This is a genomic window from Planotetraspora sp. A-T 1434 (genome assembly GCF_025420585.1).
Lineage (GTDB): Bacteria > Actinomycetota > Actinomycetes > Streptosporangiales > Streptosporangiaceae > JAOEGB01.
The window spans coordinates 143,605-155,635 of record NZ_JAOEGB010000013.1; the positions used below are offsets into that span (position 1 = coordinate 143,605).

The 12,031-nt window shown below is 69.6% G+C and carries 13 protein-coding genes; 3 read left to right on the top strand and 10 right to left on the bottom strand.

What is annotated here, in order from left to right; genetic code table 11:
• Positions 1–64: 64 nt before the first annotated feature.
• Positions 65–1,615 (bottom strand): MFS transporter, encoded by a 1,551-nt coding sequence (locus N5079_RS18660; protein ID WP_261585200.1) that lies wholly within the window; start codon positions 1,613–1,615, stop codon positions 65–67.
• A 285-nt stretch (positions 1,616–1,900) separates the two neighbouring features.
• Between N5079_RS18660 and N5079_RS18665 the strand changes: the two genes are divergently transcribed.
• Positions 1,901–2,164 (top strand): hypothetical protein, encoded by a 264-nt coding sequence (locus tag N5079_RS18665; protein ID WP_261585201.1) that lies wholly within the window; start codon positions 1,901–1,903, stop codon positions 2,162–2,164.
• A gap of 45 nt (positions 2,165–2,209) precedes the next feature.
• On the top strand, positions 2,210–3,283 hold the full coding sequence (locus N5079_RS18670) for a tetratricopeptide repeat protein (RefSeq protein WP_261585202.1): 1,074 nt from the start codon (positions 2,210–2,212) through the stop codon (positions 3,281–3,283).
• Between the two features lie 71 nt (positions 3,284–3,354).
• Here the strand turns inward: N5079_RS18670 and N5079_RS18675 are convergent, their stop codons facing one another.
• From N5079_RS18675 to N5079_RS18700, 6 genes are all read right to left on the bottom strand, one after another.
• Entirely contained in the window at positions 3,355–3,768 is a 414-nt protein-coding gene (locus tag N5079_RS18675) for a VOC family protein (RefSeq protein WP_261585203.1), read from the bottom strand.
• Positions 3,769–3,979: 211 nt separating this feature from the next.
• Positions 3,980–4,651, bottom strand: coding sequence for an acetoacetate decarboxylase family protein (locus N5079_RS18680; protein WP_261585204.1), 672 nt, complete (start codon positions 4,649–4,651; stop codon positions 3,980–3,982).
• A gap of 100 nt (positions 4,652–4,751) precedes the next feature.
• Positions 4,752–5,615 (bottom strand): L,D-transpeptidase family protein, encoded by an 864-nt coding sequence (locus tag N5079_RS18685; RefSeq protein ID WP_261585205.1) that lies wholly within the window; start codon positions 5,613–5,615, stop codon positions 4,752–4,754.
• Between the two features lie 304 nt (positions 5,616–5,919).
• Complete coding sequence (locus N5079_RS18690; RefSeq protein ID WP_261585206.1) at positions 5,920–6,483, bottom strand: hypothetical protein; 564 nt, start codon at positions 6,481–6,483, stop codon at positions 5,920–5,922.
• Between the two features lie 122 nt (positions 6,484–6,605).
• Positions 6,606–6,752 (bottom strand): AraC family transcriptional regulator, encoded by a 147-nt coding sequence (locus N5079_RS18695; protein ID WP_261585207.1) that lies wholly within the window; start codon positions 6,750–6,752, stop codon positions 6,606–6,608.
• 1 nt (position 6,753) lies between these two features.
• A complete protein-coding gene (locus N5079_RS18700) occupies positions 6,754–8,307 on the bottom strand; it encodes a serine/threonine-protein kinase (protein WP_261585208.1) in 1,554 nt (517 codons plus the stop codon).
• Positions 8,308–8,425: 118 nt separating this feature from the next.
• On the opposite strand from N5079_RS18700, the gene N5079_RS18705 reads away from it, so the two are divergent.
• A complete protein-coding gene (locus N5079_RS18705; protein WP_261585209.1) occupies positions 8,426–9,700 on the top strand; it encodes a serine/threonine-protein kinase in 1,275 nt (424 codons plus the stop codon).
• Here N5079_RS18705 and N5079_RS18710 read toward each other — a convergent pair.
• The 3 genes from N5079_RS18710 to N5079_RS18720 form a co-directional block, all read right to left on the bottom strand.
• The gene (locus tag N5079_RS18710) at positions 9,690–11,552 is read right to left on the bottom strand and encodes an N-6 DNA methylase (protein WP_261585210.1); all 1,863 of its coding nucleotides are present in this window, start codon (positions 11,550–11,552) and stop codon (positions 9,690–9,692) included. The two genes, N5079_RS18705 and N5079_RS18710, sit on opposite strands and share 11 nt — an antisense overlap.
• A 35-nt stretch (positions 11,553–11,587) precedes the next feature.
• Positions 11,588–11,773: a phospholipase D-like domain-containing protein gene (locus tag N5079_RS18715; RefSeq protein ID WP_261585211.1), complete on the bottom strand. Its 186-nt coding sequence runs from the start codon at positions 11,771–11,773 to the stop codon at positions 11,588–11,590.
• Between the two features lie 66 nt (positions 11,774–11,839).
• Positions 11,840–11,989: a hypothetical protein gene (locus N5079_RS18720; RefSeq protein WP_261585212.1), complete on the bottom strand. Its 150-nt coding sequence runs from the start codon at positions 11,987–11,989 to the stop codon at positions 11,840–11,842.
• Positions 11,990–12,031: the final 42 nt, after the last annotated feature.

The window sequence follows — 12,031 nt, forward strand, 5'->3', positions numbered from 1 at the left end:
ACAAGAAGACGGCTCACCCCCGGCGGAGGTTGACGATCACGCGCATCTGAGATCGTCGAAACGCCTACGTCCGCCGGCTCGACCCTGGCAGTCCGGGTGCCTGGGGCGGGCCGGCGCTCCCGCCCCCAGCCTCGGCGTCCAGCGGGATCGCCCCCCTTCGGCCTTCCGGCGGTGCCGTTCTGACTGCCGCGCCTGGCCGTCGCACGAGAACGACCACGATGACCAGCAGGGCCACCGCCATGACGAAGAGTGACGCCACCTGGCCGAGCGCGGTGGCCCCCGCCGCCAGGAGCGGGCCGGCCCACATGCCGGAGGTGATGGCCATCGTCAGGGTGGCGTTGTAGCGACCCCGCAGCGCCTCGGGGGCAAGTTCGTTGACCGCCGCCGGGAGCGCGCCCGCCATGAACAACTCCCCGATGCCCACCAGCCCCGCCGCAAGGGGCAGCGTCACGGACACGCCGAACAGGTGGGTCTGGGCCTCGACGGCGCACAGCAGCCAGGCGGCCGACCATGCGAGGGCGGTGACCGTCAGCAGCCCCGACGGCCGTAGCCGCCTGGTCAGGCTCAACGTGAGCGGCAGGCCCGCGACGATGGTCACGCAGTTGGCCACGCCGGCCCAGGACATGGCCGCCGGGTCGCCCGAGACGACCGCCAGCACCGGCAATCCGGCCTCGTAGACACCGTAACCGGCCGCTGAGGTCAGCGCCGCGGCGAGCAGAACCCGCAGCAGCGCCCGATCCGCGAAGACCCGCCGGTAGCCGCCGACGGCCGCTTCGGGCGACGCATCCGGAGCCGCCGAAGTAGCGTCGATGCCGGCCGCAGGCGCATCGAAGGTCCCGTGGGAGGCATCGAAGGCAAGCGCCTCCGGGCCGGTACGGGCCACTTCGGGGACGGCCACAGGCGCATCGGAGGTGCTCAGGGACGCGGCCAGGAGGTCGTCGGAGGCGAGCGGGGTCAGGGCCGGAGTGGTCGCCTTGGCGTGTGAGATCCGGACGAAGACGACGGCGGCGACGCACGTCACCCCGGCCACCCACCACAGCAGCGCGAGATCTCCCCCCACCGCGTGACGGGTGACGAGCGCTCCGGCCGCCGCGCCCGCTCCCATCCCCGCGTTGAACAGGGCGTACTGAACGGTGAACGCACGCGCGTGATCCGCCGGCCGGACCAGCCCGGCGATGAGCGTCGAGTACGCCGGCAGGGTCACCGACCAGCCGAAGCCGACCGACACCACAGCCACCCCGAGCAAAACCACGCCGTCACCGGCGGCGAGCAGCGCCAGACCGCAGACAGTGACGCCGAGGCCCGCCGTCATGGCACGGTGCCCGCCCACCCGGTCCGCGACCGTGCCACTGAGCCAGTTGCCCGGGAAGCTGGCCAGTGCGAGGAGTGAGGTCATGGCGGTGGCGGCCACCAGCGGCAGGCCCTTCACCGCGTGCAGCAGTATGACGAGGTAGGGCTGGGTCACGCCGATGCCGGCCGCGCTGATCAGGTCGCCGAGCAGGAGAAACCGCACAGCCGACGGAAATGTCCGCCACAGCTCGGTGGCCGACCGCCTCGCGCCGGCCAACCGCCTGATCATGGCGATGCCGAGGTGGCCGCGACCGAGTGGGACCACTGGCACTCCCCCGGCGCGGGCTCCGCCCACCGCCGCACTGCCGCTCTCACGCATGGTCGTATCCCAGCCGTTTCGTCGTCCCGTCAGGCACGTACACACGGTGAACGCGACCACTTGGTGGCCGCTAGGAAAGCACTTGTGATCCCACCCAGAGTGGGAGAACTCACGGGAGTCGGTGCCCGAGCCGCCGCCAAGCAATGTCCAAGCGTCGCGAGAGACGCTCAAGGAGCCCAGCCGGAGAACGCTCCGATCGGGCCACCGGAACCAGAACAGAGGAGACACCGGATGAACGACTCGATCATCGCCCCGCTTATCGTCCGCACCCAGACCCCCGGCCGTGGCCTCACCCAGAACCACAGCGAGGCGATCGCCACTATCCGCACCCAGACGGACACCCCGGGCCTCACCCAGAACCACAGCCAGGCCGTCGCCACCATCCGCACCCAGACGGACACCCCGGGCCTCACCCAGAACCACAGCCAGGCCGTCGCCACCATCCGCACGACAACCGGCGCGCCGGGCCTGGCGACCAACCACAGCCAGGCGTGACCCGGCTGGGCTGATCCACGGCACGGGTGGCGGCGAGGAGGAACAGTGATCACGGCATCGGACCCTCTTGACGACGCGGTCGCCCTGCACGGTCAGGCTTTGGCCGCGTTGGACGACCGGCGCTACCCGGACACCGTGCGCCTGTGCCGGCGGGCCCTCGAACTCTTCGAGGAGCACGCCGGCCCCGGCCACCCCGACGTCGCGAACGTGCTGACCCTGCTGGGCGGCGCCGAGGACGAACTCGGCGACCACCAGGCGGCCGAGGCCTGCCATCGGCGGGCGGTAGCGGTGATGCGAGCGCTGCCCGCCGAGAGCGGGATTCTGCTGCGGCTGCGCATCCAGGCCGACCTGGGGCTGGCGGGAAGTCTGCGACGACAGGGCCGGTATGAGGAGGCCGAACAGCTCCATCTGGCGGCACTGGCCGAGGCCACGCCCCAGTACGACGCCGTAGAGTTGGCGCCTCTCCACAACGACCTGGGCGTCCTCTACAAGTTCGCGGGCCGCCTCGACGAGGCTCACGCCTGCTACATGCGTGCCCTTGCCGTACTGGAAGTGGCGCACGGCCCCGGCCACCCCGCGCTCGCCGCTCTGTGGCACAACCTCGCCGGCCTGGCCCACAGCCGGGGCGACCTGGAGGAGGGCGAAGAGTACGCGCGCCGCTCGCTCGCGCTGCACCGCGAGGCGTTCCCACCTGACCATCCGGCTGTCGTGGCCGACGAAGCCCACCTCGGCGTCCTGTTGCAGGCGCGTGGCGCGCTGGCCGACGCCGAGCCGCTGCTGAGGAGAGCCATCGGCTTCTTCAGCGAGCGGTACGGCCCGGAGCACTACGACGTGCTCGTCAACCTGCACAACCTCGCCGCCGTTCTCGGGGGCCAGGGCTCGTACGGCGAGGCGGAGTCGCTCTACCTGCGCGCACTGGACGGCAAGCGCCGTACGCTCGGGCCGGACCACCCGGAGGTGGCGCTGACGCTGAACAACCTGGCCATCCTCGCCGCCGAGCGCGGGGAGACCGGGCGCGCGTCGGCGCTGGCGGCTCAAGCGCACCGGATCCTCGAAGTGCGGGCCGGGCCCGGCCACCCGGCCCTGGCCGGCCTCGCGAGCCTCGCAGCCCTCTACTGATACGGCAGGCCGGCACCTGGCATGGCCCGCACCGTAACCTGCGCCGGGCTGTCCATGAGATCGGATGTCGGCTACGCCGCGAGCGTCAGCTGCCAGGCCACGCCGAAGCGGTCGGCCACCCAGCCGTACTTGGCGCTGAAGCCGTAGGCACCGAGCGGCATCAGTGCCTGCCCCTTCTCGAGGAGCGCCGCGTAGACACGGTCGATCTCGTCCTCCGTCTCGCACTCGACATGCAACGAGATCGACGGGGTGAAGCTGAACCCGTGGTTCACACTGCTGTCGATGCACATGAACCGCTGGCCGGCGAGCGAGAAGGTCGCGTGCCGCACGCTGCCTTCCGTCCCCGCTTCACCGGGGCCGTAGCGCGTGATGGCGACGATCTCGGAATCGGCGAACAGCGACATGTAGAACGTCATCGCCTCTTCGGCATGGCCTTCGAACATCAGGAAGGTCGTGATCTTCTGTGGTCCGGTGGCGGAGGGCATCGTCGGTGCTCCTGTTCGAGATCGCGGTCAGTAGGCCGCCCCGCAATAAGGCGTCAGCGGCACCAGGGTCTCTTATACAAGGGGGAACCGACAGTTCCCAGGCCGGCGGGGGCGCCACGAAAGGCGGATGGCCTCCCGGGGCGCATGCCCGGGAGGCCACCTCTCATGCTGCCGGCGGGCAGTCATCGTCGTCGAGGCCGTACGGCCCGCGTCAGCCCATCACGGACTCGCCGCCGGGATAGGCGAAGGACGATCGGGGCGAGTAGAAGCCCCACGTGATCTGCAGCGGATCGGCGGGGCGCAGGGCGTAGACGGAGTGGCTCGGCTCCAGGAACTCCAGCGACACCACCTCGAACGGATCGACCGGCTCCGCCACGAAGGGGTAGTTCCCGCTGACCTTGTGCCCTCCGACCTCCGTGATGTAGCGAAGCTGGCCGCGGTTGACCGCCGTGCCCGTGTGACCGACCCGCGCGGTCGTGCGGATCACCGGCACCCCGTCGGACTCGGTGGTCGCGACCAGAGTCTTGCCCGTGACCTCGATCGTCGTCCGGCCGACGGTGGCGGGAACGCCACGCGCCTTCGCGTACTCCCGCACCACGGCGCTCGAGTTGAAGTAGTGCGTCCACCAGCGGCCGGGGGTGACGCCATCCGGAGCGTAGGCGTCTTCCAGGTCCGGCCCTATGTAGGTCAGCGAGTACGCGCCGAAGCCGGAGGTCTGCTCGGGCCGGTCGACGACGTACTGGTTCATGAAGACCTGCCGGTTGGCCATCGGCTGGAGGCCATCGGGCACCAGGGCCGCGACGGCCTCGGGATCGGCCGGCACCCACCCGAAGTAGATCATCCGACTGTTGACGACGAGCTGGGGAGCCACGAGGTCGGGCAAGTTTTCTCCCTGGCTATCGGCGGTATGTAGCCGAACCATACGGCAGGCCCCCGGGCTCGACAATGAGCCGCCCCGACGCGCACAGGCCGCCGCGGCCTCGTTACCGCACCAGTACGGTCCGGCCGATGGGCAGCCACGAGGTCTTCCAGAGCCAGTCCATCGCGGCCAGGCTGACGCGCACACAGCCGTGCGAGGCGGGATAGGGCGGCACCGAGCCGTAGCCGTGGACCGCGATTCCCCCGTTGAAGTAGACGGGCCGGTAGAGCGCGCCCAGGGGCCCCGAGTCCCACCCGTCGACCTTGCGGTAGGTGCGGTAGCTTCCGGCCGGAGTCACCGCCCGCCGTACCGTGCCGCGGCTGGTGTAGAGCTGACCGCTGCCGGTCGAGGTGTTGAAGATCTGCACCACGTCACCGTCGCGGACCAGCAGCAGAAGCTGCCTGGCGAGGTCGACCTCGACGACCTTCCCGCTGTCCGTGCGGGCCACCGGCCGGACGCCCCGCTCCAGGGCGCGACGGGTCCGCGCCCCGACGACCGCGTCTCTGGGCAGGCCCGCCGCCTTCTGCAGCGCGTAGACCGCCTGGGTGGTGAGCGGCCCGAAGGTGCCGCTCGGCGTGCTGAGCCAGTACCCCAGCTCGGTGAGCCTGCGCTGCAGAGCCAGCACGTCCGCGCCCTTGTCACCCGGCCTCAGCGTACGAGCCGGTGCGGCGGCATCGGCGGCGCGCGCGCCGGCCGACCCGAGCTCCGCGATCCGCCTCGCGGTCGCCACAGACAGCCCGGTCCGCGCCGCGGCGCGCGCGAACCTCGCGGTCCGCACGCTTGCCGCGGTGCGGGGCACGGCGGAGTGCGCCGTCCCGCTCGCGGTCACCGCATGCCGCACCGCCGCGGGCCCGTCTTCCGGTACGGCGGCGCCGGACGCGGCCAGGCCGAGCACCGCGACCAGCACGAGCGCCGATCTCGTCGCCATGACGTCTCCTCGGGGGTTCACCGGCCGCGCGACGCGGCCGGACATCAGTTCGGCGTCATACACACAATCGTTCTCCGGCGGCCCCGGCGCCAGAGACGTTCCTCCCCGTGGCGGCGGGACCTTCGTCGGTCCGCCTCAGAGGGATCGCCTGTAGCCGATTGTCAGGTGGGCGATCGGGCCGAACGGCTGGACCAGCAGGAGCGGGCGCCGCGGGGAGCCGGGCCGGTTGAGGGGATTGATGGGGTTTTGGGGATTGATGGGGTTTTGGGGATTGATGGGGTTTTGGGGATTGAGGAGAGTTGAGCTACTTGAGGATCGGGTAGTGCCTGACCAGGTCCGTGTTTCCCCACCACCGGCCGATGCCGGCGGTGTCTCCGGCGTTGGCGAGAGCCAGGCCGGCCAGCACGATCGCGTAGATCAGGTGCTCGTCCATGAAGGGGTTGTTGGCCAGCGGCAGCTCGGCGGCCCACATGAGCACGAGCAGCAGCCCACCGGTGACGGCCGCGATGCGGACTCCGGCGCCGAGGATCAGGGCCGCGCCGATGCCCGCGAGTCCGATCATGAACAGCCAGTCGGCCCAGCCCTGCCCCGCCAGGCCCGAGAAGAATCCGCCGAACGTGTGGTCGGCCGTGCCCTTCAGGAATCCCGTGGTCGGGCTGCCGCCGTTGATCCAGGCGCGCTTCCCGGGGGTGGCGAAGCCGAGGCCGAATAACTTGTCGGCGAAGGCCCAGAGGAAGACCCACCCGATCGCGATGCGGGCGGCTGCCCAGACGTATTTCACGGGCTTCGTGGTGTGGAGTTCGGTGGGAAGTGCGGGAGCCGGGGCCGCGTGCTGGCCCTGCTGGTTGCGTCCCTCGGTGATCGCCATGTCAGGCCCCTTTCGCTGTCGCTTCGCTTGGCTTAAGCAAACTCCTTTCCATGACGCCGGAGCAGTGCCGTACGGCTCGCCTCAGGGGAACCGAAGTCCCCGCGCGACGGGACCTTCGACTCTCACGGACGGACCGCGCCGGCCTCGATCACGGGCCCCTGGAAGACCCTCCGGTATGCCTGTGGGCTGGTGCCGACGACGCTCTTGAAGCGGTCACGGAACGCGGTGGGTGAGCCGAAGCCGACCTGGATGGCGATGCGCTCCGCCATGTCAGCGGTCACCGTCCAAGCCGTCCAGGATCCCCCGGACCTTGATCACGCCTGGGTGGCGGGGCCCATATCGACGCTCCAGATCGGGTAAGAGGTCCATCAGTGTCTTCCTGGCCTGGACGAGGTGCCCGGCGCCAAGCTCCAGGAGACCGATCTGGCGTCGCAGCTCCAGCAGCCGATCCTCGTCCACGCCGAACCGCTTCTCGTCCTCCAGCAGCCTGCCGAGCTGATCGAGTGCCAAGGTCGTCTCCCCCGCCGCCGCGTGGCAGTTCGCTTCCATCAGCCGGAAGCGCAGCACGAGATGGTTGTCCGGCCGATCCCGCTCGGCCAGGTCAGCCGCGAGCGTGGCGAACTCGACAGCCGCACGCCGATAGTCGCCGCCCAGGAACAGCACGTCAGCCAGCTCGATGCGCAACTCGACCACGTCCGCGTTCGTCGGCCCGAACGTGCGCGTGGCGGGCTCTACCAGCTGTGCCAGCACCTCGGCCGCCTGACTGAAGCGAGACTCGGCTTTGAGGGCGTCCGCGTCCTTACGGGCCAGCGCGATGTCGCTGTGCCTCACCGCGACGGCCTCGGGGACCGGAGACCGCACCGGCTCGTTGCCGTCCGGAACGGGGACCCGTACACCGTTCGCTGTGATCCGTCCGACGACCGCCGCGTACATTCGCAGGGGATGGGAATCAGACGTATCCACGAAGCCGGCGAAAGGCGGCAGCTCACGGCAGAAGTGCAGCAACCGTTCGTAGACCACTTCGGCTGAGGGCGGCCGCTTGTCCGGTGGCTTGGCGAGCAACCACAGGACGAGCCGTTCCAGCCCCTCCGGAACGTCTCGCCTGGTCATGCGCAGGGGACGCGGGACGAGCTCCATGTGGTTGCGCCACGAAGCCGCGACGGTGGAGCCGGCGAACTGGTTTCTTCGGGTGAGCATCTCGTCGAGCACCACGCCAAGGGAGTAGAGGTCGCTCTGCGGGCTGGTCGCGCCGGTCATGGCCTGTTCGGGCGCCATGTATTCCGGCGTGCCGACAACGACTCCGGTTCTGGTCAGCCTGGTCGCCGTCGGCGAGAGCGCGGCGGCGATGCCGAAGTCCAGCACCTTCACCGTCCCGTCACGGCACAGCATCAGGTTGCCGGGCTTCAGGTCGCGGTGGACCAGCGACCGGGCGTGTGCCGCGGCCAGGACCGAGCACGCCTGAGCGGCGATCGCCGCGGCCCATGCGACCGGCACCTCGTCCACTTCAGCGAGCAGATCGGACACGGAGCAGCCGTCGATGAGCTGCATCACCAGGTAGAGGTCATGCCCTTGGGTGCCACAGTCGTAGACGGCTGGAACTCCAGGGTGTTCCAGCCGCGCGGTGATCCGGGACTCGCGCACGAAGCGCTGTGTCAGCTCCGGATCGGGCTTGCCGTCGGGCAGCTTGTCGATCCGGATGAACTTGATCGCGATCTTCCTGTCGAGGCGCTTGTCGTGGCCGAACCAGACCTCGCCCATTCCTCCCCGGCGGCGGGAGTTCGGGTCCAGCTCGTAGCGACCATCGATGATCGTCCGCCTGCTCACTCCGAGCCGCCTTCCACGAAAGGCCCTGTCTTACGGGAGAAATTACACGACTGCCGCAGCTGCGGAAGGACTCGTGGCGGGGTGAGATCAATGCTATCGGTTGGATTTTCTCCGTATCATGCGCACCGTGCCCCTCACCCGCGAACCTGTCGTCCCGCTATCGCCGCTCAGACGCAAGCTCAGCGTCATCTGGGCGCTGGTTCCGCTTTTCACGTTCGGTGTCGGGACAGTTTTCATCATCGGTTCCGCCGCAGTTCGGGTGCGGCGTCGAGGCGTGCGACTTGCGGCTGTGGGTTACGGCGTTCTGTTCCTCGCCATCGTGATTTTCACCCCGGGCCGGGACGAACTTCCGAGAGAGGCGCTGCGGGATTCACTCGCCATGTGGACCTGGTTCGGCAGCCAGTGGGTCGCCGGCACGATATATGCGTTTCGTATCCGATTAGAGGCCTTTCAGCCCATAGGGCCTGCTGTCTCCGCTTTTCACCCTCAGGTTCCTCACCTCCCGACACGCCAGCCACCGCCTCCGCGATCGGACCGATCCCACCTCACTCAGGGTTCCCACGCCCGGTCGGTGTGGGATCCCTGGGGAGCCGGACCGGCATCCGCCTCACATGTCTCGGGGCCGGGCCGGGTTGGCGCCTATGCCTTGCTCCGCAAGCTCGGCGAAGGCGGGCAAGGGGCCGTTTATCTCGGGCAGGCGCCGGACGGGCGGCAAGTCGCCGTCAAGGTGCTTCATGAACCCGTCTCGGGCGGACCGGCCGGGCGCGACGGCTTCATGGGCGAGGTGGTCATCGCCCAGCGCGTGCCGCCATTCGCCACCGCGCCGATACTCGACGTCGGCTTCGCCGGCGACATCGCCTACATCGTCAGCGAATACGTCTCGGGTCCTTCGCTGGAACGCCTCGTCCGGGAGGCGGGGCCACTGGACGGCGACAGCCTGACCCGGTTGGCCATTTATACGGCCGCCGCGCTCAAAGGCATCCACGGCACGGGCATCGTCCACCGGGACTTCAAGCCCGCGAACATCCTGCTCGGGCCGGACGGCCCCCGAGTGATCGACTTCGGCATCGCGAAGGCGCTGGACCGGGCCACGACGACGACCGGCGGAATGAAGGGGACTCCGGCGTTCATGTCACCGGAGCAGATCTCCGGTGAACCCGTGGGCGCGGCCTCCGACGTGTTCAGCTGGGCCTCAGCCATGTACTACGGAGCGATCGGCCGGCTCCCCTTCGAAGGCTCCACGTTGTACGCGGTGTCCCAGAAGATCATGACTTACCAGCCCGATCTCTTCGGGCTGCCCACAGCGCTACAAGGACCCATGGCCGCATGCCTCAGCAAGGACCCGCTTGACCGGCCGACGGCCGCCCAACTGATGCTCATGATCACTGGGTAGACGGCTGCAGATCTCCCTCGATCAGTCCCTCGAGAATCTGCCCCGCCACGAGATGACCCGTCTCGGCGGTTCGCCGTACCGCGTCCTCAAAGGCCTCCAGCCGCCGGAAGACCGCACCGTACCGCCGCTGCTCCAGGATCGGCAGCCGCGGCAGCTGTGCCCGCCGCACATCCAGCCGGTAGGTTCCGGACAGCGTCGTGGCCGCGCGGAACGCCGATACGCGGAGGAAGCCGGCGACGAAGTGCGCGTCGAGGACCTCCTCATCCACCCGGATCACGAACAGATGCGGGCCGAGCGTGACCTCTTCCGTCATCACCCTGGCCCGCACGGCGCGGGCCACCGCGGGGATCACGATGTCCCCTGGGCGCGCCACCACCGTGCCGAGATCGGCGTGGCCACGTCCGGTCGGGCCGCGACCGAGCGTCACGTCCTTCGCTGTCAGCAGCGGGAGATCGCCTGATTCGGTCTCCATCCGCATCGGGGTCTGTTCCAACTGGACGGCCCCCGCCCGCGCCAGCTCTCCTAGCGCGGTCATCGTGAGACCACGGGATTTCGCGGTGACTTCCGGGATCATCCGGACCAGCTCGGCGGCCAGCCTCTCCAGGTCTTCCCGGCTCTTCTCGAGATCTCCTGCCCGTAACGCCGCCGCTTTGGGAAGGTAGCGGGACGGTGTGAGATCGACCTCGTCGTCGAGCAGGTCGATGATCGGCACGGGATGCCCCACGGCCCCCAACCCCTGGAGGCCGGCGCGGAAGGCCTCGAGCGGGCCATCGGCCATCAGCACGTGCGATGGGACGGCACCCTTGTCCTCGGGCCTCCGCAGTAGCCACAGATTGGGCGGCAACGACGACTGTGGGGCCGAGCCGGCGGGCAGCCCGATCACCGCCTGCAGAGCCCCTGCCCGCAGGAGCTGAGATCGGATGCGGCGCCCTGAGCGGCGGTTCGACGCCGCCGGGGGCATCAGCACCACCACCTGCCCACCGGGTCGTACCCGGGCCAGGCAGTGCTGCACCCAGGCCAGCTCGGATTCGCCCCGCGGCGGCAGGCCGTACTGCCAGCGGGGGTCGTTGGTCAGCTCCTCATAGCCCCATCCGCGCTCGTTGAAAGGCGGGACGCACAGCACGCCGTCCACCTCGGCCTCTGGGAACGCGTCTCCCTTGAGGGCGTCGCCTGGCCGCACAACGACCTCGGCCCCCTGGCCACCGAGCCGCGCGGCCGCCAGACGGGCGGTTGCCTGGTCCCGTTCCTGGCCGAGCAGCCTTCCCGCGCGTGGCCGTACGGCCAGCAGCAGCGCGCCGAATCCGCAGAGCGGGTCGAGAACCGTCTCGCATGAGCCGAGCAGCCCCGCCATCAGTGAGGCGACCTCGGGCGAGACGACCTGAACACGGCGGGAGTGAGTCTCCACGTATCGGCGGTACAGGAACTCCACCGTCTCCGTGGTTCCCCGCTCCCGGGCGAGTCCGGCGGCGGAGCGGATGAGCCGGACCGGTGGGTCACCGACGTCGTCCGGCAGTGCCGCCGCGAGCTTCGCGTCGGATTTCTCGAGCAACTGCTCGCGGTCGGGAAGGACGAGAAACGCGGCCACGGCGCCCACCAGTGACGCGAGCTGGAGATCATCCGCCGAGTTGCGGATCTGCTGCCACACCCGCTCGTCCTCAGGTAGCTCTTCCAGCTTCCCCTGATCCCGCAGCCATGCTTCCACGTCGGACAGAGAAAACAGCGGGTTCGACGAGGTTCCGCCAACCGGTTCGGGAAAGTCTGGAAACCTGCGGCGCCAGTTGCTGACAGCCGCCCGACCCACTCCGGCCAGGCGGGCGATGTCGCCTGCCGCCACCGTGGCGTCGTCGTGCATTGCGTACCTCTTTCCCGGAACCCCGATTCCGTGATCTAGCGCAGCCGCTCCAGCAAGCCCTTGCCGCGCAGGTCAGCGATGTGCTCGGCAGCCCGCTGCGGGGCCGTTCCGCCGTGCACGAGCAGCCCCGCCTCGATGCTCCTGGCCACGCCCGAGTGGGTCAGGTTGGCGCTGGACACCAGCAGCACCCGCCGGTCCGCCACGGCGAGCTTGGCGTGCATCTTCGCACGGCTCCCATCCCGCCCCGCCGACACCCCGGGTTCGGACCGCTTGCCGGGTGGCCGACGTCACAACTCGACTCCGCGCACCGACGCGAACGCCGCCGCCGGCTCGGCGCCGCCCAGGGCGGCCTCGGCGAAGCCGGGCACAAACTCCTGGAACTCGTCGCGCATCTCGTACGACGACGCCTCGGGCTTCGTGTCAGGAGAGGCGATCATCGGTGACCTCGGCAGCCGTCTTGGGGGCCGTGGGTAACAGTC

Bases quoted from the DNA above. Each gene is read 5' to 3' on its own strand.
- N5079_RS18665 (WP_261585201.1), top strand. From the start codon at position 1,901: ATGAACGACTCGATCATCGCCCCGCTTATCGTCCGCACCCAGACCCCC.
- N5079_RS18675 (WP_261585203.1), bottom strand. From the start codon at position 3,768: ATGCCCTCCGCCACCGGACCACAGAAGATCACGACCTTCCTGATGTTC.
- N5079_RS18685 (WP_261585205.1), bottom strand. From the start codon at position 5,615: ATGGCGACGAGATCGGCGCTCGTGCTGGTCGCGGTGCTCGGCCTGGCC.
- N5079_RS18690 (WP_261585206.1), bottom strand. From the start codon at position 6,483: ATGGCGATCACCGAGGGACGCAACCAGCAGGGCCAGCACGCGGCCCCG.
- N5079_RS18695 (WP_261585207.1), bottom strand. From the start codon at position 6,752: ATGGCGGAGCGCATCGCCATCCAGGTCGGCTTCGGCTCACCCACCGCG.
- N5079_RS18705 (WP_261585209.1), top strand. From the start codon at position 8,426: ATGCGCACCGTGCCCCTCACCCGCGAACCTGTCGTCCCGCTATCGCCG.
- N5079_RS18710 (WP_261585210.1), bottom strand. From the start codon at position 11,552: ATGCACGACGACGCCACGGTGGCGGCAGGCGACATCGCCCGCCTGGCC.
- N5079_RS18715 (WP_261585211.1), bottom strand. From the start codon at position 11,773: ATGCACGCCAAGCTCGCCGTGGCGGACCGGCGGGTGCTGCTGGTGTCC.
- N5079_RS18720 (WP_261585212.1), bottom strand. From the start codon at position 11,989: ATGATCGCCTCTCCTGACACGAAGCCCGAGGCGTCGTCGTACGAGATG.